This is a genomic window from Pontibacillus halophilus JSM 076056 = DSM 19796, assembly GCF_000425205.1.
Lineage (GTDB): Bacteria > Bacillota > Bacilli > Bacillales > BH030062 > Pontibacillus_A > Pontibacillus_A halophilus.
This window is the reverse complement of record NZ_AULI01000007.1, coordinates 17,169-40,960: the sequence shown is the minus strand read 5'-3', so window position 1 is coordinate 40,960 and position 23,792 is coordinate 17,169. Positions and strand designations below refer to the sequence as shown.

Below are 23,792 nucleotides of genomic sequence, written 5' to 3'. Positions count from 1 at the left end.
TATCTCAAGAAGAACAACAAGCATTGATGCAAAAATATGACCCAGAATCATCCGTACGACAGCTAAAAGGAATCGTTGCTAAAATCGTCTTTTTCGGTTTACTCGCTTTTTCAATCTATCAGCTATACGTATTAACGATTCATCCTCTGCCAGCACAAATCCACCGTACGATTCACTTAGGATTTGGCTTGTCCCTAATCTTCTTACTTTATCCGGCTACGAAGAGGAAGCAGGCGAAAGGTCAGCTCGGGTGGCTTGACTACATCCTCTCGGCACTAAGTGTGGGGGTTGGGCTTTATTGGCCGCTTAAATACGATGAGATTGTCATGCAAGCTGGTGAAATTACACAGCTGGACTTTATCTTCGGTGCACTTGCAATTGTGCTCGTACTTGAAGCAACAAGACGGGCAGTTGGAATTCCGATTACAGTAATTGCTTTGGTGTTCCTTGCTTACGCCTATTGGGGCAGACAAATGCCCGGATTCCTCATTCATAGAGGCGTGGATCTCGATACGATTGTGAAATCCATGTTCTTTACAACAGAAGGGATTCTTGGGACGCCGCTCGCGGTTTCATCCACGTATATCTTCTTATTCCTGCTCTTTGGAGCGTTCCTCGTGAAGACAGGTGTAGGCCAGTACTTTAACGACTTAGCCGTAGCACTTGCTGGTAAGCGAACAGGGGGACCAGCAAAGGTTGCGATTTTCTCAAGTGCTCTTCAAGGAACGATTAGTGGAAGCTCCGTAGCGAATGTTGTAACATCAGGGTCCTTTACGATTCCAATGATGAAACGACTTGGCTACCGTAAAGAATTTGCTGGTGCGGTAGAGGCAGCGGCTTCAACCGGCGGACAGCTAATGCCACCAATTATGGGGGCAGCTGCCTTCTTAATGATTGAGTTTATTGGGATTGACTACTGGACCATTGCCAAAGCCGCGTTGATTCCAGCCATCCTCTATTTTGCGGGTGTATGGATTATGACGCACTTTGAAGCGAAGCGGGTAGGCTTAAGCGGTCTTAAAGATGAAGATATGCCAGACCGTAAAGAAGTCTTTAAGAAGCTTTATCTCTTGCTTCCAATCGTTGCAATTGTTGTGTACCTAGCTTCAGGACTTTCAATTACGCGTGCGGCTCTCTATGGAATTCTAACAACGATGTTGGTAGGCTTGTTCCGTGAAGAGAAGTACCGAAGCATTTATCCAATCGTTTTCGTTGCGGGTGTCATCGCTTGGATGACCTACATGACTGCGTTTGCAGGAGCAGGCTTAAGCTTCATTGTCTTACTTGAGAGCTTTGTACCAGCAGCACTTCTAACGATTCTCGTTAGCTATTTCTTTGATGGGAACTTTGTTGACACTGTTGATGCGTTGACGAGTGGAGCAAGAACGGCGCTAGCGGTTGTTGCGGCAACAGCTGCGGCTGGGATTATTGTTGGTGTGGTTACGAAGACGGGTCTAGGCTTGAAGCTCGCGAATAGTCTTGTTGACTTAGCTGGTGGTAACGTGTTGCTCACGCTATTCTTCACGATGCTTGCGGCAATCGTGCTAGGAATGGGATCACCAACTACAGCGAACTATGTTATTACGTCTACGATTGCTGCGCCAGCGATTATTGCACTAGGCGTTTCTGAATTACCAGCTCACTTGTTTGTATTCTACTTCGGTATTATTGCAGACATTACACCTCCAGTAGCATTGGCGGCCTTTGCGGCAGCGGGTGTGTCAGGAGGAGAGCCGATACGAACAGGACTCAATGCGGCGAAGCTCGCGATTGCGGCCTTCATTATTCCGTATATGTTCGTACTTTCTCCAGAACTGCTTATGATCGATACAAATGCATGGGGAATTATTTGGGTAACCTTTACCGCGGTTACAGGAATGCTTGCAATCGGTGCAGGTATGATTGGTTATTGGTACCGCAAAGTCTTCCTAATTGAGCGGATTGTCTCCGTCGCAGGTGGATTATTGCTCATCTATCCAGGTAGATTGTCAGATACACTCGGTATTGCGACATTTGCTGTTATTCTAGGATTACAGCTCTTGGTGAAACGTGATCTAATCGGGCAACCTGTTGGAGTTAAACAAAACGCATAAGAAAAAGGAGCGTCCTTATGGGCGCTCCTTTTTTAGTTTGTGCTCATCTAGTACATAGTGACTCTTTATTGTAAGAATATGTAATGCGTGTTAGGTTTACCATAGGGGGTGGGTAAATCATGCACATTGTTGGTGCGTTCGTCATGTTTTTCGTAGTGTTTGTGGCGTTGTATTGCAGTATGAAAGTGTTCTCTGACCTTCCGAAGAATGAGAGAATGCAGAACTTCATTGCAGTCTCCCCTTCTTTAGCAGGTGTAAGTGCGTTCTTAACGATGGAGTTCTTGCTCCCTGCTGCTCGGAACCCCTTCGCTCTGTTAACAGTCAATGTCTTTCCAACACTTATGGTAGCAATTACTTTAGTGTTGCTTATGAGAGTGAAGTTGGTAAGGGACGCTGCCGATTGATGTCCTGGATGAGGAAGGAGTCTCTAGTAGGGACTCCTTTCTTATTGTGAGTTTCCTTGAAATAGAATGTTCGTCATTGAGGGAGTGGGGATGAGAGTGCTGACTTTCTCATCGACAATTGTACCGAAATAATCACTAGGTAACACACTAATCAGCGCCTTTCTTCGAGTGACATCGACATACTTTGTAAAAAGTTATACAAACTTTTCCTTTTCTATCCCCATTCGCTTCAGACATGCTTTATAATGAAAACTAACAACTATGTACAGAGGTGATGGTCCGGTGGATATTCAACTATGGCAGCACATTTCGCAACTACAAGCCATTCGAACGGTAGGGACAAGAACTCCGACTGCTTCGATGACACCAGCAACCTTATTTGCGCAATTTCTTGAGAATGAATTGGCGAAGGGGAATGGAACGGCAACGAACACCTTCCAATCATCGGCTCCGTCGACGGTCCCTATGGCATCGCATCAACCGCGAATCCAATATGTGAATCAACCAGTTCCAACGTCGTCTTCAACGAGTGATTCGATAGAGGGACATATCCAACAAGCGTCCGAAACGTATAACTTAGACCCTAAACTTCTTCGAGCAGTTATTCAGCAGGAGTCGAACTTTGACCCAGATGCGGTAAGTTCTGCTGGTGCGAGTGGGCTCATGCAACTTATGCCAGCCACAGCAAGAGGGCTAGGTGTAACGAACGTCTTTGACCCTGCTCAGAATATTGAGGGTGGAGCTAAGTATTTGCGTCAAATGCTAGATAAGTATAATGGCAATACAGAACTTGCGCTTGCGGCGTACAATGCAGGTCCTGGTAATGTAGACAAATATGGAGGAATACCTCCATTCAAAGAAACAAAGGCCTATGTACCAAAGGTAATGGGCTATATGAACGCTTAATCACACTGGATGAGCGCTTTGGACGATTGGGTTCAGGGTGCTTTTTTTGTTAGGTGAAGAAGTATGACAAGTAAACATTGATGGAAGTATGGAACAAGTAGATAGAGGAGGGTCTTGGATGGAAGCATACACCTCCATGCCAACATGGTTTTACATCGTTGCATTTGGTGTCTTTTTAGGTTTCGTGTTAGTAGCAGAATGGTGGCTTAGAAAGTAAAGGGGGAGTTGGATGGAGTTAGGATTAGCGAGGGATGAAGTTCGTCTTCAGCTCCATCAGTCAGAGTGGGCGACTGAATTTATGAAGGTGAAGAGAGACCTGATACTTGTGACCGGGTTACCGGATGAACGAATCGAACATGTAGGAAGTACTTCATTGGCAGATGTGAAGGCAAAGCCTATCATCGACCTCCTAGTAGGAGTGGATGATTACAAAGATTCTCAATCGATCCTTCAAGACTTGAAACAACTAGGGTTTCTACGATTAAAGGTGGAGCGTCCAAATGAAATGGTTTGTGCTCGCTTCAAAGACGAGGCGTACAAGGTGAAGACACATTACATTCATTTGACGAATTATCGGGGAGAACTCTGGGAGCAGATGATTCAGTTCCGTAATTATTTACTACAAAGTAGAGAAGCTCGTAAAGAATATGAAGCGATTAAGGAAGCTTATGTGAAAGATCATGCTAAGGGTATTGCAGCATATACGGAGCACAAGGAACCATTTATCCAGCGTATACTTGAATATTCAACCAGGTGAGTGCCTGTTGTGAGAAATAGATATGGAAAGTTTTGTGGATGTGATGTTTTATCCAATAATTAGGTGGGAACAGCAAGAGTAGAACAATAGATGGAGGAGGACAAGGATGGAACAGAGAAAGGAACAGCTCTTCTACATTCTGTTCTTCGTTGTCATTACGCTACTCTACACGTATGTGTGGATACCAGACAATCCAGTTTCTTATTTCTTTACAACTCAGCACTTGATTGTATCTGCTAGTTTGATACTTGCTGTACAACTACTTTACAGTTTCATGCAACGTAAGAACAGGACACAAGGTCCAGTCAAGACGAAGTGGAATTTATTACTTAGCGCTTATATGATCGGTTTACTAATCATCTCAACCTCTATCGTTTTGCCACTCATATGGCTTACGAGTGTAAGCGTTGGTGTGCAATTGGTAATCTTTCTTTGGAAGACAATTAGTAAGAAACCGGCTACTACTTATGCGAGATATGAAGGTCGCTCACCAAGTTCAATCCATTAAGCAGAAAGGGCCCTTCTCCTAGAATAAGAGAGGGTCTTTTACTTGATAAAGTGTTGACAATTTTTTCTGAATCGGATATAGTATTAATTGTCCTTAAGATTATATTCTCCCATGATTCCGTAGCTCAGCTGGGAGAGCGCTTGCTTGACAGGCAAGAGGTCGCTGGTTCGAGCCCAGTCGGAGTCATACCAATAAGAAGTCCGAAGTAGTCATCTACTTCGGGCTTTTTTTTCGTACATGAAGATTAGAAAAGGTAGTTTATGGGAAAAGGTACCACATCACACAATCCTTATGAGGAGGGGTACCATGACCGAAGAGCAGCGACAGAAAGCCATTTCGGCGTTACATGATTGCATGGCTGCTTGCAATCATTGCTTTGATGCTTGTTTACAAGAGGAGAACATCGACCACATGAGAGCGTGTATTCGCTTAGACCGAGAATGCGCAGATATGTGTGGATATTTAGAACATGCGCTCTTGCGTAATAGCCCGTTTGTTGGGGAGTTGGCGCAGGCGTGTGCTGTTATTTGTGATCGTTGTAGAGAGGAATGTGGCAAGCATGATCACGACCATTGTCAACAATGTGCGGAAGCATGCAGAACTTGTGCGGATGTGTGCCGTCAGCTATTAGCATAATTAGCGTCTCTGTCTTCGGACAGAGACTTTTTTAATTGGGTTCATAAGGATACATGCCCCCTTATGCTAGAAACGTGTAGTTTCAGCCTCACTCTAAACGAGTGAGGCTTTTTCGTAAAAAAAGGCACACGCAAGTAACCATATTGAGTAATGAGTGGGTTTGTACCGCCTCTCGTTTCTTCCTTTCTTCATAAACTATGCTATAGAAGAAGGGAGGTAAGTCCAAATGGCTTTTCTAGATGCTAGAACGTCTGCCAATGCAACAGAACAAGGTCAACTGAACATTCCAGTTACAGATGTCTATGAAATCTTTGGTCAAATTGGTCTAAGTTTAAGTGGAGCGACAGGAAGTACACCAATACGTGTTCAAATGGACGGAACGTTTGTTGTTCAGAACGACCCCAGTTTACCTAGTTCCGTATTGGTTGAAGTGTTAGTTGTAAGAGGCTTAGATAGTAAAGACCCAGTCGTTTACCGCGATTTCCTTCAGATACTCCCTCCAGCAGATCCATCACAGGATATCTTCATCACCCAATATTCCTTCTCAGCAGCAGACTTTAACGTCCCATCAGGTGGACCGGCAATTTACACCGCATTCATTCGTGTGCCGGATGGAACAGACCCTAATCTCATCACACGTATTGGTCCAGAGAACTTTAACGGCCTTGCCAACAATGGATAAGGGAAAGAGCCTACTCATTCGTGAGTAGGCTCTTCTTATTTCTCACCGAAGAATGCTTTAAACTTCTCGATTTCTTCCTTCGTGTGTGGCTTGCTACGATCGAAATAAGGGTTATCCTCAAGAACACTTTTAGGATCAGTGCTCGTCTTCACTGAAAATGCTGGTGCATCGGTTGGTTCTGCGATCAAGCGGTCGTTAAGGTCATCAAACACTGGACGGTCTACCTGCTGTTTCTCATCCATTTTCTTCACCTCCTCCTCTCATTTTGTGCGCAATTTGCATCGTTATGTACGAGTTATAAACAGAAATTACATAATTTTCACATAAATGTGAAACGAATGGTGGGGGCTCTTCGGTAAATAAAGTAAGGAGAATCTAGTCGTTCCACTCTCATCTGTATGAAGCTTACATAAGGGTGAACATCAAATTTAGGAGGGGTACTATGCTCGAAGGAGCAATCGCAATCATCATTCTTTCCGTGATCGGAGGAATTCTACTCATTGGAGGAATCATCACATTAGTTATCTTTCGAATTCGCTATAAAACAGCGAGTTCCAATGAGGCACTTATTGTGACAGGTCCGAAACTTGGGGATCCAGAGAAGGAGAAGAATGTATTTGAGGATGACAATGGCCGTTCTGTAAAGATTATTCGCGGCGGGGGCTATCGTCTGCGCATGTTCCAAACGGCAACACCGATTGACTTAACGTCTTTCCAGCTTCAGGTGAATTCTGAGAAGGCGTATACGAAAGAGGGAATTCCTGTGCGTGTGAAGAGTACAGCCGTCATTTCCATCGGTAGTGAACTTGAAATCATGGCCAATTTCGCAGAGAAATTCCTTGGGAAGAAGCAGAACGAACGAGAGTCGGAGTTAAAGGATGTGTTGAACGGGCATCTTCGTTCCATCATAGCGTCGTTGCCAATTGAGAAGATTTATAACGATTTCAAGGAAGTCAATACACAGGTGAAACACATTGCAGAAGCCGACTTGAAGGGGATGGGCTTTGAAATTACATCATTTGCTTTAAATGATGTAGAGGATGTGGATGAAGAGAACGGGTACATCGATGCACTTGGTCGACCACATATTGCGGTGGTCCAGAAGAATGCCGACATGGCTGAATCGGATGCACGGAAAGAAACGCGAATCTACCAAGCGAAGAACGACCAAGAAGCACAAGATGAAGAGAACCGCCGTCTGACAGCGGTGGCAGAGTCGAGGAAGGAAAAGGATATTAAAGAAGCTGAATTCCAGAAAGACACGAACCGTGCTAGAGCAAACGCGGAACAAGCTGGGGAAATCGAGCGTCAGAAATTGAACCAGCAAATCAAGGAAGAGGAAATGCAAGTTCAATATATCGAGAAGCAGCGTGCGGTTGAATTAGAAGAAGAGGAAAACAAACGTCGTCGCTCCATCGCGGATGCCGAAGCCTACGAAACGACCAAACGGGCACAAGCAGAAGCGGACCAAGAGCGAATCAAAGGGGAATCAGAAGCCGAGGTCATTCGTCAACGAGGGATTGCCGAAGCGGAATCGAAAGAACGCATGGCGAAAGCGATGGAATATTACGGAGAAGCGGCGATTATGGAAATGCTTATCAACGTATTGCCGGACTATGCGGAGAAAGTCTCTGCTCCAATTTCCCAAATCAAAGAGATGAAGGTCATTGATTTGGGTGGCTCTGATTCGAACGGAGGATCAGCGAAGGTTGCGAACAACGTAACAAAGACCATGCTTGGCATCCAAGAGTCACTAAAGGAAACAACCGGAATGGATTTGAAGGCGCTTCTTGAGAGTTATGTGTCTAGAGGCAATGTGAATCATTTCGACCTTAATACAGGGCGTCAGCATCAAGAAACTTCCGCTGCACAAGAAGAGAATGAGCGCCAAGGGGAAGTTGAGGAAGAGGAAAGTGTAGAGCAAGCATATGAGCAATCAGAAGCCGCTCACGGTGAAGCATTAGACAAGTAGGGTTAAGGAACCAAGAATACGAAATGAAGGGGAGAAGAGGATGACAGCTGTTGCGTTAACAATGGCGATGATTTGTTTAGGACTAAGTGGTGTACTTCTATTCAACGAAGTTCTTAGGGCAAGGACAGAGAGTGGTCGTTCTATACGTAAAGGAAGGATTGTCTTTCCATTCGCGGGCTACGTTGTTTTCTTCACAGTCTTTCTCATGTTGCAAAATGGATAAACAAGAACGGAAAGCCACAGGGCATGGAATGCTGCTGTGGCTTTTTCTGTACGTGAAAAAATTATAAATATAAGCATTGATTTATATAATTAAATGCTTATATAATGAATGGGCGAACAAATGATTACGATTTATTGACCAACCTGAGGAGGGACACCTGTGAAATTAATCATTATTGGATCAGTTGCGGCCGGTACATCCGTTGCAGCGAAAGCGCGCCGCAACGACGAAGAAGCATCCATTACACTTTATAATGCAGACTATGACATCTCTTATTCCATTTGCGGAATCCCCTATTATTTAGGCGGAGAAGTGGACGAGCTAGATACACTTACACCTCGAGACTCAGCTTGGTTTAAGAAGCGATACAACGTTGATATCCATACTCGCCATGAAGTAATAGGCATTGATTATGCAGAGAAGACACTTACCGTTAAGGACCTAGAGACGGGTGAGTGGAAAGAAGACACATTTGATAAGCTTGTACTCGCGACTGGCTCATCACCTGTAACACCTCCCATCCCAGGGGTAGACCTAGAGCATGTCTTCCATGTCCGTACTATCCAGCATGCAAGTCAGATTGACCGTTACATGCAAGCGGAACAACCGAAGAAGGCAACGATTGTTGGTGGAGGCTTTATTGGGCTCGAGTTAGCCGAACAACTTACTGAGAAAGGGTTGGACGTGACCCTTGTCCAGCAAGACCGCCACGTGATGTCGCACATGGATGAAGACATTGCCTCTCGAATTGAACAAGAGCTTCGTGACCACGGAGTGAACCTTCTATTGAACGAAACGGCTACCAACATTACTGAAACAACGGTGGAAACACAATCAGGTAAAGAGATTCCTTCTGATATTGTCTTCTTAGCCATTGGCGTACGTCCGAACACGCAGCTCGCGAAAGACATGGGTGTAGAGCTAGGTGCAACAGGCGCTGTTGCTGTAAATGAGAAGATGGAGACAAATCTTAAGGATGTCTATGCCGCTGGTGATGTGGCAGAAAGCTATTCCCTTATTACGAATCAGTCGATTTATCGTCCACTAGGCTCAACCGCTAACAAGATGGGGCGCATAGCAGGCGACGTTGTGACAGGTGGAGAATTACAGCACCGTGGCATTTTAGGAACAGGAATCCTTCGAGTGTTCCGCATGGCTGTGGCTCATACGGGGTTAACCGAATCTGAAGCGAAGGACTCCGGTTACGACGTAGAAGTTGTACACAACATTAAGCCAGCAAGTGCGGATTACCTTGGTGGGAAGGAAATGGTGATTAAAGCAATCGCTGACCGTGCAACAGGTCGACTACTTGGCGTTCAAATCGTTGGACAGAATGGCGTCGATAAGCGAATTGACGTATTTGCAACAGCCATTACGTTCAAAGCGAAAGCGGAAGACTTGTTCCACTTGGATCTTGCCTATGCACCACCATTTAGCACAACGAAAGACCCTGTTATGTACACAGGCATGGCCTTGCATAACGCGATTACCTCACGTAATCGATTAATTACTCCTCAACAATTGGTTGAACGGGTAGGAAGCGGAGAAGAAATCCAAATCATCGATACACGTTCGCCAAAGCAGTTCGAAGCCGCTCACGTGGAGGGTGCTGTGAACATTCCGCTTCAGAAGCTCCGTGAAGATGCAGAGCAACTAAATAAAGAACTGCCAACCGTAACGTATTGCAATAAAGGCGTTACTGGGAATGCGGCTCAAAATATCTTACAGAACCTTGGCTTCACAGAAGTGTACAACCTATCAGGTGGTAACAAGAATTATCAACACATCGTGAAATAACATCCTAATTTTTTTGCAAAGCAGGAATACGAGAATAACAAGAAGAATAGGGTGAGAAGGAGAATGGCGCCCATCGTCTTCTGAAGGAGGGAAGTCATGAACTGGTTCAACCTACTTGCTTCCATCGTATTCCTGTCATCGTTTTTATTTGTGTGTTATGGATTGTTACGCTTCGGGAGAAAGGGCTAGACGCAGTCTCCTGTAAGCACATCTTTGCGTTGTAGATATAAGGGTATCATTATATAATGATAAGCTGGAGGTGAAGGTTCATGAATCAAACCATCTTGTCGGTTAAAGAAGCAAGTCAAGCACTCAAATTACTTGGGGATCAGACTCGTCTGAGTATCGTCGCCCTGATTAATGAAAATGAATGCTGTGTATGCGAGTTTGTTGAGCTGCTTAACATGTCGCAACCTTCCATTAGCCAGCATTTACGTAAACTACGAGATGCGGGCATTGTGAAAGAACAACGAAGAGGACATTGGGTGTTCTATTCATTGAATGAACATCACGACGCTTACCCAATGGTCTTGAACATTATTAAGCATGTTCCGGATATGAAAGACAAGATTCAACAACTTGAACAATCCGGTAAACGAATTGTTTGTGAATAGTAGGAGGAGAGGAAGTTGGAAACAGGCACTATCTTGGCCATCCTGATCTTTCTAGTAACGCTCGTCTTTGTCATTTGGCAGCCGAAAGGGCTTGGCATTGGCTGGACGGCATGCGTAGGTGCGATTCTTGCCCTACTTGCAGGCGTAGTAGATTTTCAGGATGTCGCCACCGTAACAGGGATTGTATGGAATGCCACCTTGGCGTTCGTTGCTATTATTATTATCTCCCTAATATTAGACGAGATTGGATTCTTTGAATGGGCTGCATTACATATGGCACGCTTATCCAATGGGAACGGTCTCAAAATGTTTATCTTCATTTCATTACTTGGAGCGGCCGTCGCTGCATTATTTGCGAACGACGGAGCGGCCTTGATCTTAACACCAATCGTATTGGCGATGGTTCGGGCATTGAACTTTGAAGAAAGAAAGATCTTCCCATTTATTATGGCAAGTGGATTTATCGCGGATACCACATCATTGCCACTTATCGTAAGTAACCTTGTCAACATCGTATCTGCAGACTTCTTTGATATTGGCTTTATTGAATATGCATCACGCATGATTATTCCGAACTTCTTCTCATTAGCTGCGAGTATTCTCGTTCTATATTTATACTTTAGGAAAGATATTCCGAAGAAGTACGACGCCTCTCAGTTGAAGAAACCAGCTGAAGCGATTCAAGACGAGAAGATGTTCCGTCTATCCTGGTGGGTACTCGGCGTCTTGCTCATTGGATACTTTGCGAGCGAATTCTTGGCAGTCCCTGTCTCAATCATCGCAGGCGTTGTAGCCATCTTCTTCTTACTAATGGCACAACGTAGTGAAGCCGTTCAAACAGCAACCGTTGTGAAAGGAGCACCGTGGGCAATCGTGTTCTTCTCAATCGGCATGTACGTAGTCGTGTATGGTCTACGTAACGTTGGGTTAACAGATGCTCTTGCCTCTGTTATTGAAGCCGCTGCAGACCAAGGTCTCTTCGTTGGAACTGTATCAATGGGCTTTATTGCAGCAATCCTATCTTCTGTTATGAACAATATGCCTACCGTTATGATTGACGCAATTGCCATTCAAGACTCCAACGCAACAGGCTTAATTAAAGAAGGTCTAATCTACGCGAACGTCATCGGTAGTGACCTAGGACCGAAGATTACACCAATCGGGTCTCTAGCTACTCTGCTATGGCTACACGTCTTATCTCAGAAAGGGATTAAGATTTCTTGGGGATACTACTTTAAAATCGGCATCATCCTAACCATCCCAACCCTATTGATTACACTGGTTGGCTTGTATTTGACGTTGTTGCTGTTCTAAATAAGTATTTACGTAAGTTTCTTTCTGATTTCATTAGTAGGTACGCAACTGAAATGTGGCGAGGGGGAAGGGAAAAGGTGAGACTCCCGTGGAAGTACGTGCTTGCGAGACCCCGCAGGAACGAGGAGGCTCGCGAGTGCGTCCACAGGAAAGCGAACCTTTTCCTCTGACCCCAGTGACAATTAAAAATGCGTACCTCACTAAAAATAGGAACAAATACAAAAGGAGTTCTTACAATGGCGAATGATAAACCAGTTCTGTATTTCCTGTGCACAGGAAACTCTTGCCGCAGCCAAATGGCTGAAGCTTGGGGCAAACATTACCTTGGAGACAAGTGGGATGTGAAGAGTGCGGGGATTGAAGCACACGGATTGAACCCTAACGCTGTGAAAGCAATGAAGGAAGTCGACATGGACATCACAGACCAAACGTCCGACACCATTGACCCTGATATTCTAAATAACGCCGAATTCGTCGTTACTTTATGCGGGGACGCACGCGACAAATGTCCAATGACACCACCACATGTTCGCCGTGAACATTGGGGCTTTGATGACCCAGCTCGAGCTGAAGGTACTGATGAAGAGAAATGGGCGGTCTTCCAACGCGTTCGCGACGAAATTGGAACTCGAATTCAGCATTTTGCTGATACAGGTAAATAATCCCATGTTAAGTATACAAAACCCCTTACTGGCCTGTAGCCGTAAGGGGTTTTTAAGTAGAATGTGTCCGCATGGTCGCAATTGTTTCTTTAGCTGCCAAGCGTTGCTGTTTGCCATCTTCTTCTCTGTGAAGCGTGTCTTCTATCGTTTGTAGCAACTGACGTTGGGTCGATTGAATGCTTTCATAGGACGTGTCTGCATCACGTGTGTCCGATGCGAATAAGGACGTAGTTTTGTTGAGCAACGTATTCGTTGTCTTATTAATTCCTTTTTTCGATTGGCCTGCTTTCCGTTGGTGGAATAGGGTTAAGGCCATTGCAATCTGATTCTTCCAGAGTGGAATCGTTGTAAGAATGGACGATTGAATACTTTCAATTAACGTTTCATTTGCCCTTTGGATCATGCGAATTTGTGGTCCAGTCTGCCAAGCAATCTGCCGACTAGTCTGGAGGTCGTCCAACCGTCTTTCCAACAGCTCGAGTACGTTTCGCTTATCCTCGTAACTCCAAGAGTTGGGGTCAAGTGCTGAGAATTCCTCGTGCAGCTTCTCGTACTTCCACTCTCCAACAGCAAGATACACGGTTAATTCATCATAATAAGAAGCGTTCCATCTGTAGAGTGCTTCTAAATCGCGATAATCCCCGCTTAGTTCTTCCTTAGCTCGGTTAAGGCGGACACCCATCTTGTCCATCTCAGCGCCAATCCGTTGGTACTTCGACAACACTTCATTGACGGAGCTTGAGAAGAGTCGCTTGAAGAGGGAAGCTTCTTCAATGAACAAGTCCTTCACATCCACCTCAGTAAGCTTATCCATTAATTTCTTGAGCACTTCATTTACATTCGTAGATTTCCGGTTGCCCACTTCTTCAAGCATGGAGTGGATAAAGTGATTCATCTTCTCCTGAGATTCTAGACCAAATTCCATCACCGATTGCTGTCCGTCGAACACTATACGTTCGGCTAGGCGACTAGCTTCTTTGTAGCACCGTTCAGGTAGCTCATCTACCCAATGCTTTCGATTAAGATGGTCTGTCATGATTCGATTCCTTAATTCCCTTCTGTAACCGTAACGAATGCTCCGCAACTTCAAGCTCAGTCGTCATTTCTTCTACATCTCCTCTAAATAAGGAGGCGAGCTCTTCTTCTACTGATTTCGCAAGCTGGCGTAGCATTTCTTCTGTCTCTTGAAGTGCTGCATCAGTTTTCTCATCTTTCAACGATTGCGAGGCAAGGCGAGTGTATTTATCACTCAGTTCGACAATTGAATCTAGCTGATAATAGAAGAAATGGTCTGCCTCATAGAAGCGACGAGGCTCCCGGCGCACGACACGGAACATTTTCGTCACATTTCGTTGTAGCACTCCGATTTCTTTCAAGGCTTGGAACGAACGAACACGGAATAAGGCCTGATTAAGACGTTGACGCTTACGTTCGGCTTCCTTCAGATTCTCTTGAATATAGCGATAGTCCTTTCTGGTTAATCCATTGTCACGCAAGAATTTGAAATGCGTGTACGCGCGAATCCCTAAATACGTGACAACCGCCAAACCGATTGCAATGAACAACGACGAAAAGAAGCTGTAATCTGTATTGAAATATAAGAGTGGGAAGGTTGCTGTGAATAATGCCGCCGAAATGAATGCCCTAAGTAAAAAGTGAAACGCAGCTTTCATGTCATCGACTCCTCCTATTTATAATCATGCTTAATTCTAGTATACGACATCTTTACGAAAGAGCCGAGGGGATGGTTTCAAATTCCGCATATTTAAAGGAAAAACATAACAAATTTAGTCGAAGAAAGGATTATGCCATTTGAAATGGGGGTATATGATTTTGAGGTCTGTCCATGGGTACATAGAATTACAAAACAAGAGTCTTTGTGATTATTTTCCTATTCTTATATGATTTCCCACATGATACCATTTATAAAGATTATGTATACGCTATAAAGAAGAGATGGAATGGAGGGTGAAGGGGATGGCCGATTTATCCTACTTATACAATCGATTAGAAGAAAAGCAAGAGCAATTGGAGCGTCTTCATCAGGCTGGACGTGAGCTAAACGATGTGCAAGACGAATTCTATGACAAGCGTCACTTAGTGAAAGAACCAGAACTTACTCCCACGACTTGGAAGGGAAACTTAGCAAACGAATTTGATGAAATCCGTGAGCGGATGGATGTAGCCTATACCGATGTCTCTAGCAATCAGATGGGAGATGCTTATGCGGCCATTACGTCTAAGATGGATGAAATCCGAAGCCAGATTGGGATACTCCATGACCGGATATCAGCAGAACGTGAACGACTACGAGAAGAAAGGATGAACGACAATGGCTAAGGAAATCAAAGTGAACTACGCCGAAGTAGAAAGCGCGGTGTCGACTATGGAAAGTTCCGGTGAATCCTACAATGCCACCATGCCAACAGACATTGCCAGTGGCAATGAACTGGATGTTGTCACAAAGTTGAATGAACTGAATGCCATGCTCCAAACTGTCGGAGAAACCTATAAAGATATCTTACGGAAGAACAATGAAACAGTTCGGAAATCCGTTGAAGATATGCGTGAGACAGATGAACATCTATCAAGTTCTATGAAAGTCGTAGGTGGACATCGATGAAGACGTTTAATGGGGAAACGTTGAATGAAAGTATTCGAGCAATGATGGAACAGACGAACAAACAAGTTTCACAAGTGAAGGAATTGGAAGGCCGCATAAAGGACTTCGCCAATTTAGAACAATCATTCAATGGGGAAGGCGGTAGAGCGCTTCGAAATTTCTATCAAGATTGGCACGGTCAGTTTCTAGAATATCAAGATTTTGTTCTTAACGATTATCAACGTTCTATGGAGCAGCTAGAAGCAGGAGCTTCAGATTTAGAATCCGATAAAAACGGGTTCATCCGTCAGAGCTTTCTAGAAACGGAGCTTAAGAATGCGCTTGACCAATCACGAAATGTCACCTCACAACTCGTGGACGAAGCGAATGGGATTATGGATAGGGTATCCGATATTGTCTATATTCCACGTTTGGACGACGCTGAATATCTCCGACAAACTAAGCGCGCTCAGAAACAAATTGATGAAACCATAGAAGCCCTAGGTACATTTGACCGCAAACAAACTAGCGATTTAAGCCATTTGGAACAAGACATCGAGATGATGAAGAGATATGTTAATGAGATGCAGGGGCTGTTAGAGAACGGCAGTCTTAGTATTGCTGCGTATGAGAGTGGGGAATTGAAGGATGGAGAGGCGTATGAGGAGTTAACTCAAGATTTAGTTTATAGAGTAGTAGGAGGCCCTCTTGATGTCCTAACTACCCCCGCGGATTATGTAAGGGATGGATTAAGTTGGTCTGATACAGCTTTAGTAGGTACCCAAGCGATGGCTAGTACAGGTACATTTCTATTCACTAGGAAAATGAAAGTGAATTATTTGGACGGAAAGCCTAAATTGTGGGATAAGGTGAGAGGGAATTATCGGTTTAGTTTAAGTATGGATCCAAATTGGACTAGTGAAACGAAATACAATTCTAAATTAGCTAGAACAGTAAGGAATTTTCAGAAGTCTAATCCTCCTAAAAACTCATTAATGAAGAGCTTACATAACGTTGCAAAAACGTACGATAGTCCAGCTCACATGGTAAAACATCTGGCCGGTTTCCCGAAGAATATGCATAACATGACTGGAAAAGGACTAATGAGTTCCTTCGAGAAACGAGTAGATAATAGCGGTACAAGAAATATAGTTGGGAAAGCGTTAGACAATAAAACAATAACAAATTCGGTGAAGAGGGTGCCTGGTGCTACAGTAGCTGTGTCACTAGTTTCAAACTTTGGTGAATTATATGACCAAGAGAATCGGCATAAATCATTGGGAGAGAGGACTGGTAGAGCAGTAGGAGGGATAGTAACTGATGCTGCTGCGATCTCTGGTGGAGCTAAAATTGGAGCGATGATAGGTTCAGTAGGTGGACCAGTTGGAGTTGTAGTAGGAGGAGCCATAGGGGGAACCGTTGGTGGTTACTTTGGATCCAAACATGGCGGCAAGGTTAAAGATATTGGCGAGGCTGTTGGAGGAGCTATTCATGACAAGGTAGAAAGTGGTACAGAAGCTGTAAAAGAAGGGTTAGACAACGCTGGTGAGGCGATTAGTTCCGTGAGAGATAATGTAGAAGATGGAATTGATAATATGACATCCAGTATTAAGAATTGGTTTAACTAGTGAGGGAGCTGACATGGAGGAGAATCTGGTACAGATAATAATTAAAAATATATTATTAGCTTTATTTATCTCACAATTCTCTATGGCATTTGTAATCATGGTTATGGGGAGAGTAACTTGGAATTTTATTAACTTTGGTATAACAGAGAATCCCGAAACTCGTGCAGATAAAAGGACAAACATACTTACTTTAGCAACTTCGGGAATTGGTTGGTACTTATATAAAAGACTACTAAATTACAATTGGTTTGCTAGGAAGGCCTTAATGTTTGTCGGAGTACTAGTTGTCGGAATATCATTTATCATTATTTACACTATTGTAATGTCAGTGGTGAAGTACTTACTCTAGGGAGGATAAAGTTTGAGACATTTACTTACGACTACTTCAGAAGAATTAACGCTAATGGTTAGCGCTTCAGGTTACCCAAGTGTGGCTAAAGGTATTGCGGAAGCAAGTGTGGGAAGACGCTCAGAGAAAGAGTGGTCAGCGATTATGCAAGCTACATCACATCAGTTAATCATGAAAAGAATTTGGGATGAAGAACGTGAGTCAAGAGGTGAGAATCCTCTTAATGAAGAGTTGCATAATCTAGTGGAGAAGTATGTTCAATCAGGAAGGATGATACGTTGTTCAAATGCACCTGAAAGAACTTCACTTATGCTTCATCATTATGAAGGTGATGATTGGCTGTTCCATCTCATTGACAGAGATATTATTCATGAGTTCGCTCTCATTTCTTCTAATGAAATAAGAGATGTTATCCGAGAATACTACGGAATAACCTACGACGCATATCAAGAAAACCTCAGTTTTAACTTGACTTATCAAGATTTTGAGCAATTGAGTAATCCTAATAATGTGGACAAGATTAAAGGTGGGGCATTGTTTACTTTGGAAGAAGAGACGAGTTTTGAAATGTTTTTAGAGGATCTGAATAAGCTAAATTGGAGATTGTTTAACATTACAAACTTTAGTATGGAAGGTCCTCAAGATGATGCGAGTCCCGAGAATATTATTTTTTTCCTTCCTTCAACAAGAGGGGTGTGGGTTTCGGAGCACCATGAAGATTCTGAGAGGCCTGTAAACTTCTATTTGGCTGGTAAAAGTGAATGGGACGAGTGGTTGGAGAGTATAGAAAGGCTCGCTAAGCTTCAAACGACGTAATAGTGGTAGAGTTTAGATATTATATATTAACAGTCCAAGCGTTTCTATTAACAGAAACGCATATTATCCACCCATACAGGGAATACCCCCAACACGGAGGGATACAAGATGAAGCTTCCACAACTGATTGCGTTTCTCGTGCTGTTTGGCATGATCTTCGGTATACTATTCTCTGATCGGGTTCTAGTTTGGATTGGGTTAGGCTTTGCAGGTGCACTCGGCATCGTGACGTTAGGGAAGAGCTTCAAGTATTTAACGTCAGATAGTCGAATTCTCTAGTTACCTATAGGTAACAAGCGCACTTGAAAGTGCCTACTGTTATTAAACGGATAAAAGGTTCATACTAGACTTGTCTTTCATTGGGGTTTCCCGATTGAACTAATTATAAAGGAGCGTGTATGTATGAGTGTACAATCCATTACATTGAACAACGGCCTTCAAATGCCTGAAGTTGGCTACGGTGTATTCCGTGTTGATGAAGGTGCAGAACTTGAAGAAGCTGTGAAGAAAGCCATTGAAATTGGTTACCGTAGCATTGATACGGCAGCGATTTATGGTAATGAGCGTAGTGTCGGGAACGGCATTAAGAAAGCGATTGACGCGGGTCTTGTTACGCGTGACGAGCTTTTCGTTACATCTAAAGTATGGAATGACGGCTTATCATACGACGAAACAATTGCAGCCTATGAAGAAAGCCTTGAGAAGTTAGGTCTTGATTATCTAGATCTTTACTTAATTCACTGGCCTGGTGAAGATAAATGGCAACAGCCATGGAAAGCACTTGAGCAGCTGTATAAAGATGGACGCATGAAGTCTATTGGCGTAAGTAACTTCCAAGTGCATCATTTAGAGAGCCTTCTTGAAGATGCGGAAATCGTTCCAGTCATCAACCAAGTTGAGTTCCATCCGAAGCTAACTCAAAATGAAGTACGTGCGTTCTGCGAGAAGCACAACATTCAAGTGGAAGCTTGGTCCCCACTTATGAACGCAGATCTATTAAGCAATGACACAATTCAAGAGATTGCTGAACAGGTTGGAAAGACACCAGCACAAGTCATCCTTCGTTATGACCTACAAAATGGTGTCATTACAATTCCTAAATCCATGACGGAATCTCGTATTAAAGAAAATATTGAGCTTTATGACTTTGAACTGAATGAAGAGCAGTTGGACAAGCTTGATGCGTTGAACGAAGACGCTCGCAGTGGTCCACACCCTGACGAATTTAACTTCTAGGATCACAAAGTTGAAAGCACCCTACTTAAGTAGGGTGCTTTTTCTAATGGGGGAGTCGCTAGTAGTTGTTCGCTACCAGTCGTTTTCTTAAATAGGTAATTCCGAATGCAAGTACAGTCAACACAAACATTCCAGAGCTTATTACCCCTAATCCCATGCCCCGCCATCCTCCGATGAATAAAGACAGGAGAAATGCCGCAATCGCGAAGAATAGCGTAAGTTTAGCTGATTTGTATAAATCTTTAGACCATAAGGCGAAGGCGATAAAAGCGATGAAGTTCACAAGAAACCCTATTCCAATTGGGACAAGAATATCCATAATAATCCACCTTTCACGAAACGGGGAAGACCCAACGATTCTTACCTTCTACTTTCCTGTTTACCAATAAATACCACTATATCTAAATCCGCAAACGAATGCAAAAGTTGATGAGTGGAAAACAATTATGATTCTAGTATTCAATTGAACCAATAAAGGTCCAGAGCAATTGCCCTGGACCTTCTTTATTTATAGTTCAACCGCCTTGCCAGTCTTAGCTGATTCATAGAGAGCGTGAACGATGGTCTGAAGCACGAGGCCTTGTTCTGGGGTGCTTGATGGAACAGTCTCTCCTAAGATGCTTCGAATGAAATGATGCAACAGGTGTTGATGGGGGTCTTGATCCTTTAGATAACGTGGAGTAACGTCTAGTAGCGTGTCATGCTTCTCCTGAAATAGTTTCAGTGGGAAGACTTGTGCACCGCCTTCGTTCCCCATGATCTGTAAGTGCTGAACATCTTTCTCCTCAATGTTGGCCGCGAAGGAAGACTGGAACTGAAGGGAAGCTCCGTTCGTGAACGTAATCATCCCCCGTGCCATGTCCTCTACCGAGAAGTTCTCATAGTCCCACTCGCCGAACAATCCAACGCCTTCTCGTGTACCGATTTCTTGATAGGTACTACCAAGAACCGTCTTAGGGGTTGGATATCCCATGAGATAGAGAGCGGCATCAAGCATATGGACACCATTGTCAATTAACGTACCTCCGCCTTGCAACTCTTTGTTCGTAAATACGCCCCAACCTGGAATGCCTCGGCGTCGGTTGTAGGAGGCATCAACAGCATAGATGTCACCAAGTTCACCTTCATCAATGAATCGCTTCAGCGTCTCCATCTCAGAGTGGAAACGGTAATGGAAACCGTACATAAGTATCTTGCCGGATTTCTCAGCGGCTTCTTTCATGCGTTTCGCTTCTTCTGGTGAGATCGCTGGTGGCTTCTCGCATAGGACGTGACACCCGGCTTCAAGTGCAGCAATCGCCTGTTCTGCATGAAACTTATTCGGTGTACAAATACTTACCGCATCAAGCTCCAACTCGTGGAGCATATCCTCGTAACGCTCGTACGCGTGAGGGATTGCGAACTCCTCCGCACAAGCCTCTGCTTTATGTAGGTTATGATTGGCCACCCCGACCACCACAACATGTTCTCCATAATTCTGATAGTTTGGTATGTGAGCACCACGCGCAATCGCGCCGGCGCCAATAATCCCAATTCGTAATGACTGTGTCATCTTATCCCTCCCTTATTTGTATCATCTCATGGATGGGAGGGGATTGTCATGGCTGAGGATAGTCCTTTTGCTAATAAGGCTAAGCCTGTATAACTCATCGTGTTGAAGAATCACAGAAGATATACGGGTAATTCTGACGTTTTAGGGACGTAAAAAAAGTGATTGTTCACGTAAAATCAGTGATAGTAAGTCGTGTGTACATACAACTAAATATTTAATTATAATAGTAATGTTTATCTGTTAAATCTAATGTATTTGAGTTAATTACTATTGTGTGTTCATCTATCCAATTAAAGTTCGCCTCTTCAGCATTACTCTCCAAATAAATTTTCTTCTTAAACACAAACGGACCGTTAAGTTCACCTATGATTCCAAATGATGCTGCTGCTCCTCCATCAATTTCATAGAAATCAATTTCATAAGATTTATTAGGTGAATAAGTTGTAGTGATAAGTTCTTTATCCATCGTAAAGAAGCTTGTAAATACGATCCCCATTACTAGTGCTAAAGTTGTTAGCGATGATAGAGAGAATGTAACAACAGTTTTAATAAGCCCGTAATTAACTCTTTCTTTTAAACCTAATATACCAAATAGTATTGAAGTCACCGATAAAACTAATAGCCAATAACTTTGATTTGGGATAAACCAACCATTGTTAAAAGTGGAGTAAAGAGCAAGTAACGTTAGAAGGAAACACGCTACAGACAAAATAGTACCTAGTAAATTGAAACCTCTCTTCATAAAAAAACCTCCAAAGAAGTACATAGTGCTTATATGGATATTTTACCAGTCTGTGGATGAACCCTCCATGGAGAAAAAGTATGAAAGAAGAAACGCGTGAACCGTTCACTTTTTCCACTTTATTTGTAGAGCAAAACACTTCTCTAATCATAAATAGAAAACCGCCCCAAGCTTAAATGCCTGGAGCGGTTTCTTTGTTGTCTATGAAGCGTTCAGCTGATGTTGAATGTCATCGGCAGCTTGTTGAAGAGCTGGGATGGCCTCATACATTTTCTCTTTCGTGAGGCGGAATTCAGGACCAGCGACGCTTAGGTACCCGCGGCATTTGCCGAAGACGTCGTTAATACTGACTGAGACCCCGTTTTCACCTTCTTCAAGCTCACCGAGACAGAAGGCATATCCATTCTTTCGGATATCTAAGATCTCGGTGCGGAGCTTGTCGGCGTCTGTCATGGTGTGTTCTGTGTAGGCAGTAAGGTTCTCCTTCAGGATTAACTCGAGTTCCCGGTCTGAGAGCTGACTAAGATAAATCTTGCCGTTCGAGGTACAATGAAGCGGCAGTGTTTCATCCTGATGGTACATTACTTGAATGCGGTGGCCAGGGTTTACCTGGTCAATCGTTAGTGTGCCGAAGTGAATCGGTACACTTAAGAACACCGTCTCATTCACCGTCTCCATCAGCTTGTTCAAGATGGGGCGGGCAAGCCTAATAAAGCTCGTATACAAAACGGATTTACCTTGAATGAGCTTCATGGCCCCATAACCAATTTGGTAGCCCTTCGAGATCGGGTCATATTCGACGAATTGCCGTTGTTCGAGTGTGAGCAATATTCTCCATACGGTGGTTCGGTTTAAATCTGTAAGCGCAGCTAAGTCGCTGACGGGCACTGGTTCTGTCTGCCTCGAGATGACTTGCAACAGATTCAGCGCTCGGTCAATCGACTGAACGACTTTGACGTTCTTATCTTCTTGGTTCATAAACGACGAGGTACCTTTCTTTGCAGAAGCTTCACGTACAAGTGTCTTTCTCCAAGTGTTTTCTCTGTCATATGCACACTCCTTTTCTATCTATACAGCTGGGTGTGCGCCTACATATCATATCAACCTACGATAGGAGAAGCAACTAGGATCTGACGCGTGATTGAGGTGAGCTCTTCCTCGCTTGGGAGGTAGCAATTGTTCTTCTTCATTGGCGCATTTTCTTCTGCTTCAAGACTGGTCCGTAACGTGTCAAAGTCGTCTTCTGTAAGCCCATCCTCCTCGACAGTCAGTGAGATAGGAGTACTCTCAACAAGAGAGCGGAAGGCTGTCGCACCAGCGGCGGCACGTTCCTCTTCTGTCAATGAATCGCCGTGAACGCCAAGTGCTCTAGCTATCTCAGAGAACACGGCCGTCTTTCCGCTTGAGAGATTGTGCTCATAACTGTGATAGAGTCCAATCGCTACTGATCGCCCATGGGGGATGGAGGCAACAGAACCAAGTGCATGCCCGATGCAATGAGCAAGTCCGGTTCCTCCGTGCTCAATGGCAACACCAGCGAGCGTTGATCCCATAAGCAGTTCTCCTCTTGCCTTTTCGTCCTCTGGTTGGTGAAGGGCGACAGGTAGGGAGCGGGCAAGCATAGAGATGGCTTGAAGACTAACGGCTTCAATCATCGGATTCTCATTCTGCCCCGTACAGGCCTCAATGGCGTGAACGATTGCATCAATGCTTGTCGCTGCCGTAAGCTGAGCGGGAAGCTGTGTCGTGAGTAGGGGGTCGAGAATCGCTAGCTCTGGCGCCATTTGCTCATCCCATGCCCATAGCTTCCGTCCATCCTCATCTGCATAAATGGTCGTGCTCGTCACCTCAGCTCCCGTTCCTGCTGTCGTCGGAACGCCAACGCAATATACGCGCTTGTCCGGGAAGGGATGAGCACCAAGGGCATAAGTGGCCGCCCCGTGTTCACCACTCGCCACAAGTGCAGCCGTCTTCGCCGTATCAATGGCAGAACCGCCACCAACGCCGATGACGAGCGTGCTCTCCTTCTCTATTAATAGGGAAGCTACTTCGTCAATGTGAGTCGTCTTCGGCTCACCGGCAATCCCGTCATACACATAGACATCCTTCCCGTATTGGGAAAGGTCCTGGACAATTGGATCGATAAGCCCGAGCTTCCTCAAGGTCGCATCTGTCACAAGGACGACTGTATCTGATGCAGCAAGGTGCTCTACATCCTTAAAGAGGTGCTCAGATCGTCCTTCTCCGTAGTGGATTGTCGTGCGTAACTGAAACGTAAATGGATTCACATCAGACACCT

The 23,792-nt window shown here is 44.2% G+C and carries 28 protein-coding genes and 1 tRNA gene; 21 read left to right on the top strand and 8 right to left on the bottom strand.

The window, feature by feature from the left end; all coding sequences use genetic code 11:
• Positions 1 to 26 precede the first annotated feature (26 nt).
• The 8 genes from H513_RS0107280 to H513_RS0107240 all read left to right on the top strand — a co-directional run bounded on the left by H513_RS0107280 (position 27) and on the right by H513_RS0107240 (position 5,986).
• Positions 27 to 2,093, top strand: a complete 2,067-nt coding sequence (locus H513_RS0107280) for a TRAP transporter permease (protein WP_051239804.1) — start codon at positions 27 to 29, stop codon at positions 2,091 to 2,093.
• A 119-nt stretch (positions 2,094 to 2,212) separates the two neighbouring features.
• Complete coding sequence (locus H513_RS0107275) at positions 2,213 to 2,497, top strand: hypothetical protein (RefSeq protein WP_026800147.1); 285 nt, start codon at positions 2,213 to 2,215, stop codon at positions 2,495 to 2,497.
• A 282-nt stretch (positions 2,498 to 2,779) separates the two neighbouring features.
• Positions 2,780 to 3,403, top strand: a complete 624-nt coding sequence (locus H513_RS22225) for a lytic transglycosylase domain-containing protein (protein WP_026800146.1) — start codon at positions 2,780 to 2,782, stop codon at positions 3,401 to 3,403.
• A 229-nt stretch (positions 3,404 to 3,632) separates the two neighbouring features.
• Positions 3,633 to 4,160, top strand: a complete 528-nt coding sequence (locus tag H513_RS0107260; RefSeq protein ID WP_026800145.1) for a GrpB family protein — start codon at positions 3,633 to 3,635, stop codon at positions 4,158 to 4,160.
• A 106-nt stretch (positions 4,161 to 4,266) separates the two neighbouring features.
• Positions 4,267 to 4,668, top strand: coding sequence for a hypothetical protein (locus tag H513_RS0107255; protein WP_026800144.1), 402 nt, complete (start codon positions 4,267 to 4,269; stop codon positions 4,666 to 4,668).
• 113 nt (positions 4,669 to 4,781) lie between these two features.
• Positions 4,782 to 4,854: transfer RNA gene (locus tag H513_RS0107250), tRNA-Val, on the top strand.
• Positions 4,855 to 4,974: 120 nt separating this feature from the next.
• Positions 4,975 to 5,304: a four-helix bundle copper-binding protein gene (locus tag H513_RS0107245; RefSeq protein WP_026800143.1), complete on the top strand. Its 330-nt coding sequence runs from the start codon at positions 4,975 to 4,977 to the stop codon at positions 5,302 to 5,304.
• Between the two features lie 226 nt (positions 5,305 to 5,530).
• A complete protein-coding gene (locus tag H513_RS0107240; protein ID WP_026800142.1) occupies positions 5,531 to 5,986 on the top strand; it encodes a hypothetical protein in 456 nt (151 codons plus the stop codon).
• A 35-nt stretch (positions 5,987 to 6,021) separates the two neighbouring features.
• Here H513_RS0107240 and H513_RS0107235 read toward each other — a convergent pair whose 3' ends face one another.
• Positions 6,022 to 6,228: a hypothetical protein gene (locus tag H513_RS0107235; protein ID WP_026800141.1), complete on the bottom strand. Its 207-nt coding sequence runs from the start codon at positions 6,226 to 6,228 to the stop codon at positions 6,022 to 6,024.
• A gap of 200 nt (positions 6,229 to 6,428) precedes the next feature.
• Between H513_RS0107235 and H513_RS19775 the strand changes: the two genes are divergently transcribed.
• The 6 genes from H513_RS19775 (at position 6,429) to arsC (ending at position 12,568) form a co-directional block, all read left to right on the top strand.
• Positions 6,429 to 7,958 carry a flotillin family protein gene (locus tag H513_RS19775; protein WP_051239773.1) on the top strand — a complete coding sequence of 510 codons (1,530 nt, stop codon included), beginning with the start codon at positions 6,429 to 6,431 and terminating at the stop codon, positions 7,956 to 7,958.
• Between the two features lie 40 nt (positions 7,959 to 7,998).
• Positions 7,999 to 8,181: a hypothetical protein gene (locus H513_RS0107225; RefSeq protein ID WP_026800140.1), complete on the top strand. Its 183-nt coding sequence runs from the start codon at positions 7,999 to 8,001 to the stop codon at positions 8,179 to 8,181.
• A 159-nt stretch (positions 8,182 to 8,340) separates the two neighbouring features.
• Positions 8,341 to 9,978: an FAD-dependent oxidoreductase gene (locus tag H513_RS0107220; RefSeq protein WP_026800139.1), complete on the top strand. Its 1,638-nt coding sequence runs from the start codon at positions 8,341 to 8,343 to the stop codon at positions 9,976 to 9,978.
• 269 nt (positions 9,979 to 10,247) lie between these two features.
• Positions 10,248 to 10,592 (top strand): ArsR/SmtB family transcription factor, encoded by a 345-nt coding sequence (locus H513_RS0107215; protein ID WP_026800138.1) that lies wholly within the window; start codon positions 10,248 to 10,250, stop codon positions 10,590 to 10,592.
• 15 nt (positions 10,593 to 10,607) lie between these two features.
• Complete coding sequence (locus H513_RS0107210; RefSeq protein WP_036769536.1) at positions 10,608 to 11,906, top strand: arsenic transporter; 1,299 nt, start codon at positions 10,608 to 10,610, stop codon at positions 11,904 to 11,906.
• Between the two features lie 236 nt (positions 11,907 to 12,142).
• The gene (gene arsC, locus H513_RS0107200; RefSeq protein WP_026800136.1) at positions 12,143 to 12,568 is read left to right on the top strand and encodes an arsenate reductase (thioredoxin); all 426 of its coding nucleotides are present in this window, start codon (positions 12,143 to 12,145) and stop codon (positions 12,566 to 12,568) included.
• A 52-nt stretch (positions 12,569 to 12,620) separates the two neighbouring features.
• Here arsC and H513_RS19770 read toward each other — a convergent pair whose 3' ends face one another.
• Together H513_RS19770 and H513_RS19765 are read right to left on the bottom strand one after the other, a co-directional pair.
• Positions 12,621 to 13,604, bottom strand: coding sequence for a toxic anion resistance protein (locus H513_RS19770; RefSeq protein ID WP_051239771.1), 984 nt, complete (start codon positions 13,602 to 13,604; stop codon positions 12,621 to 12,623).
• Positions 13,588 to 14,241, bottom strand: coding sequence for a 5-bromo-4-chloroindolyl phosphate hydrolysis family protein (locus H513_RS19765; RefSeq protein ID WP_051239769.1), 654 nt, complete (start codon positions 14,239 to 14,241; stop codon positions 13,588 to 13,590). Before H513_RS19765 ends, H513_RS19770 begins: the two co-directional genes overlap by 17 nt.
• A gap of 304 nt (positions 14,242 to 14,545) precedes the next feature.
• On the opposite strand from H513_RS19765, the gene H513_RS0107185 reads away from it, so the two are divergent.
• The 7 genes from H513_RS0107185 to H513_RS0107155 all read left to right on the top strand — a co-directional run bounded on the left by H513_RS0107185 (position 14,546) and on the right by H513_RS0107155 (position 19,199).
• Positions 14,546 to 14,908, top strand: a complete 363-nt coding sequence (locus H513_RS0107185) for a YwqH-like family protein (RefSeq protein WP_036769538.1) — start codon at positions 14,546 to 14,548, stop codon at positions 14,906 to 14,908.
• Positions 14,901 to 15,191, top strand: a complete 291-nt coding sequence (locus H513_RS0107180) for a YwqI/YxiC family protein (RefSeq protein WP_026800134.1) — start codon at positions 14,901 to 14,903, stop codon at positions 15,189 to 15,191. The genes H513_RS0107185 and H513_RS0107180 overlap by 8 nt, the downstream gene beginning before the upstream one ends.
• Positions 15,188 to 16,798 (top strand): LXG domain-containing protein, encoded by a 1,611-nt coding sequence (locus H513_RS0107175; protein ID WP_026800133.1) that lies wholly within the window; start codon positions 15,188 to 15,190, stop codon positions 16,796 to 16,798. The genes H513_RS0107180 and H513_RS0107175 overlap by 4 nt, the downstream gene beginning before the upstream one ends.
• A 13-nt stretch (positions 16,799 to 16,811) precedes the next feature.
• A complete protein-coding gene (locus H513_RS0107170; protein WP_026800132.1) occupies positions 16,812 to 17,147 on the top strand; it encodes a hypothetical protein in 336 nt (111 codons plus the stop codon).
• A 12-nt stretch (positions 17,148 to 17,159) separates the two neighbouring features.
• Entirely contained in the window at positions 17,160 to 17,963 is an 804-nt protein-coding gene (locus H513_RS0107165; RefSeq protein WP_026800131.1) for a hypothetical protein, read from the top strand.
• Between the two features lie 108 nt (positions 17,964 to 18,071).
• Complete coding sequence (locus H513_RS21520; RefSeq protein WP_154655204.1) at positions 18,072 to 18,242, top strand: hypothetical protein; 171 nt, start codon at positions 18,072 to 18,074, stop codon at positions 18,240 to 18,242.
• Between the two features lie 123 nt (positions 18,243 to 18,365).
• Positions 18,366 to 19,199 (top strand): aldo/keto reductase, encoded by an 834-nt coding sequence (locus tag H513_RS0107155; protein WP_036769541.1) that lies wholly within the window; start codon positions 18,366 to 18,368, stop codon positions 19,197 to 19,199.
• A gap of 58 nt (positions 19,200 to 19,257) precedes the next feature.
• Here the strand turns inward: H513_RS0107155 and H513_RS0107150 are convergent, their stop codons facing one another.
• From H513_RS0107150 to H513_RS19755, 5 genes are all read right to left on the bottom strand, one after another.
• Complete coding sequence (locus H513_RS0107150) at positions 19,258 to 19,518, bottom strand: hypothetical protein (protein WP_026800129.1); 261 nt, start codon at positions 19,516 to 19,518, stop codon at positions 19,258 to 19,260.
• 189 nt (positions 19,519 to 19,707) lie between these two features.
• Entirely contained in the window at positions 19,708 to 20,751 is a 1,044-nt protein-coding gene (locus H513_RS0107145; protein ID WP_026800128.1) for a Gfo/Idh/MocA family protein, read from the bottom strand.
• Positions 20,752 to 20,965: 214 nt separating this feature from the next.
• Positions 20,966 to 21,493 carry a DUF5412 family protein gene (locus H513_RS0107140; protein ID WP_026800127.1) on the bottom strand — a complete coding sequence of 176 codons (528 nt, stop codon included), beginning with the start codon at positions 21,491 to 21,493 and terminating at the stop codon, positions 20,966 to 20,968.
• A gap of 201 nt (positions 21,494 to 21,694) precedes the next feature.
• A complete protein-coding gene (locus H513_RS19760; RefSeq protein ID WP_036769546.1) occupies positions 21,695 to 22,471 on the bottom strand; it encodes an IclR family transcriptional regulator in 777 nt (258 codons plus the stop codon).
• A 122-nt stretch (positions 22,472 to 22,593) separates the two neighbouring features.
• Positions 22,594 to 23,781, bottom strand: coding sequence for an iron-containing alcohol dehydrogenase (locus H513_RS19755; protein WP_051239767.1), 1,188 nt, complete (start codon positions 23,779 to 23,781; stop codon positions 22,594 to 22,596).
• Between the last annotated feature and the right edge of the window lie 11 nt (positions 23,782 to 23,792).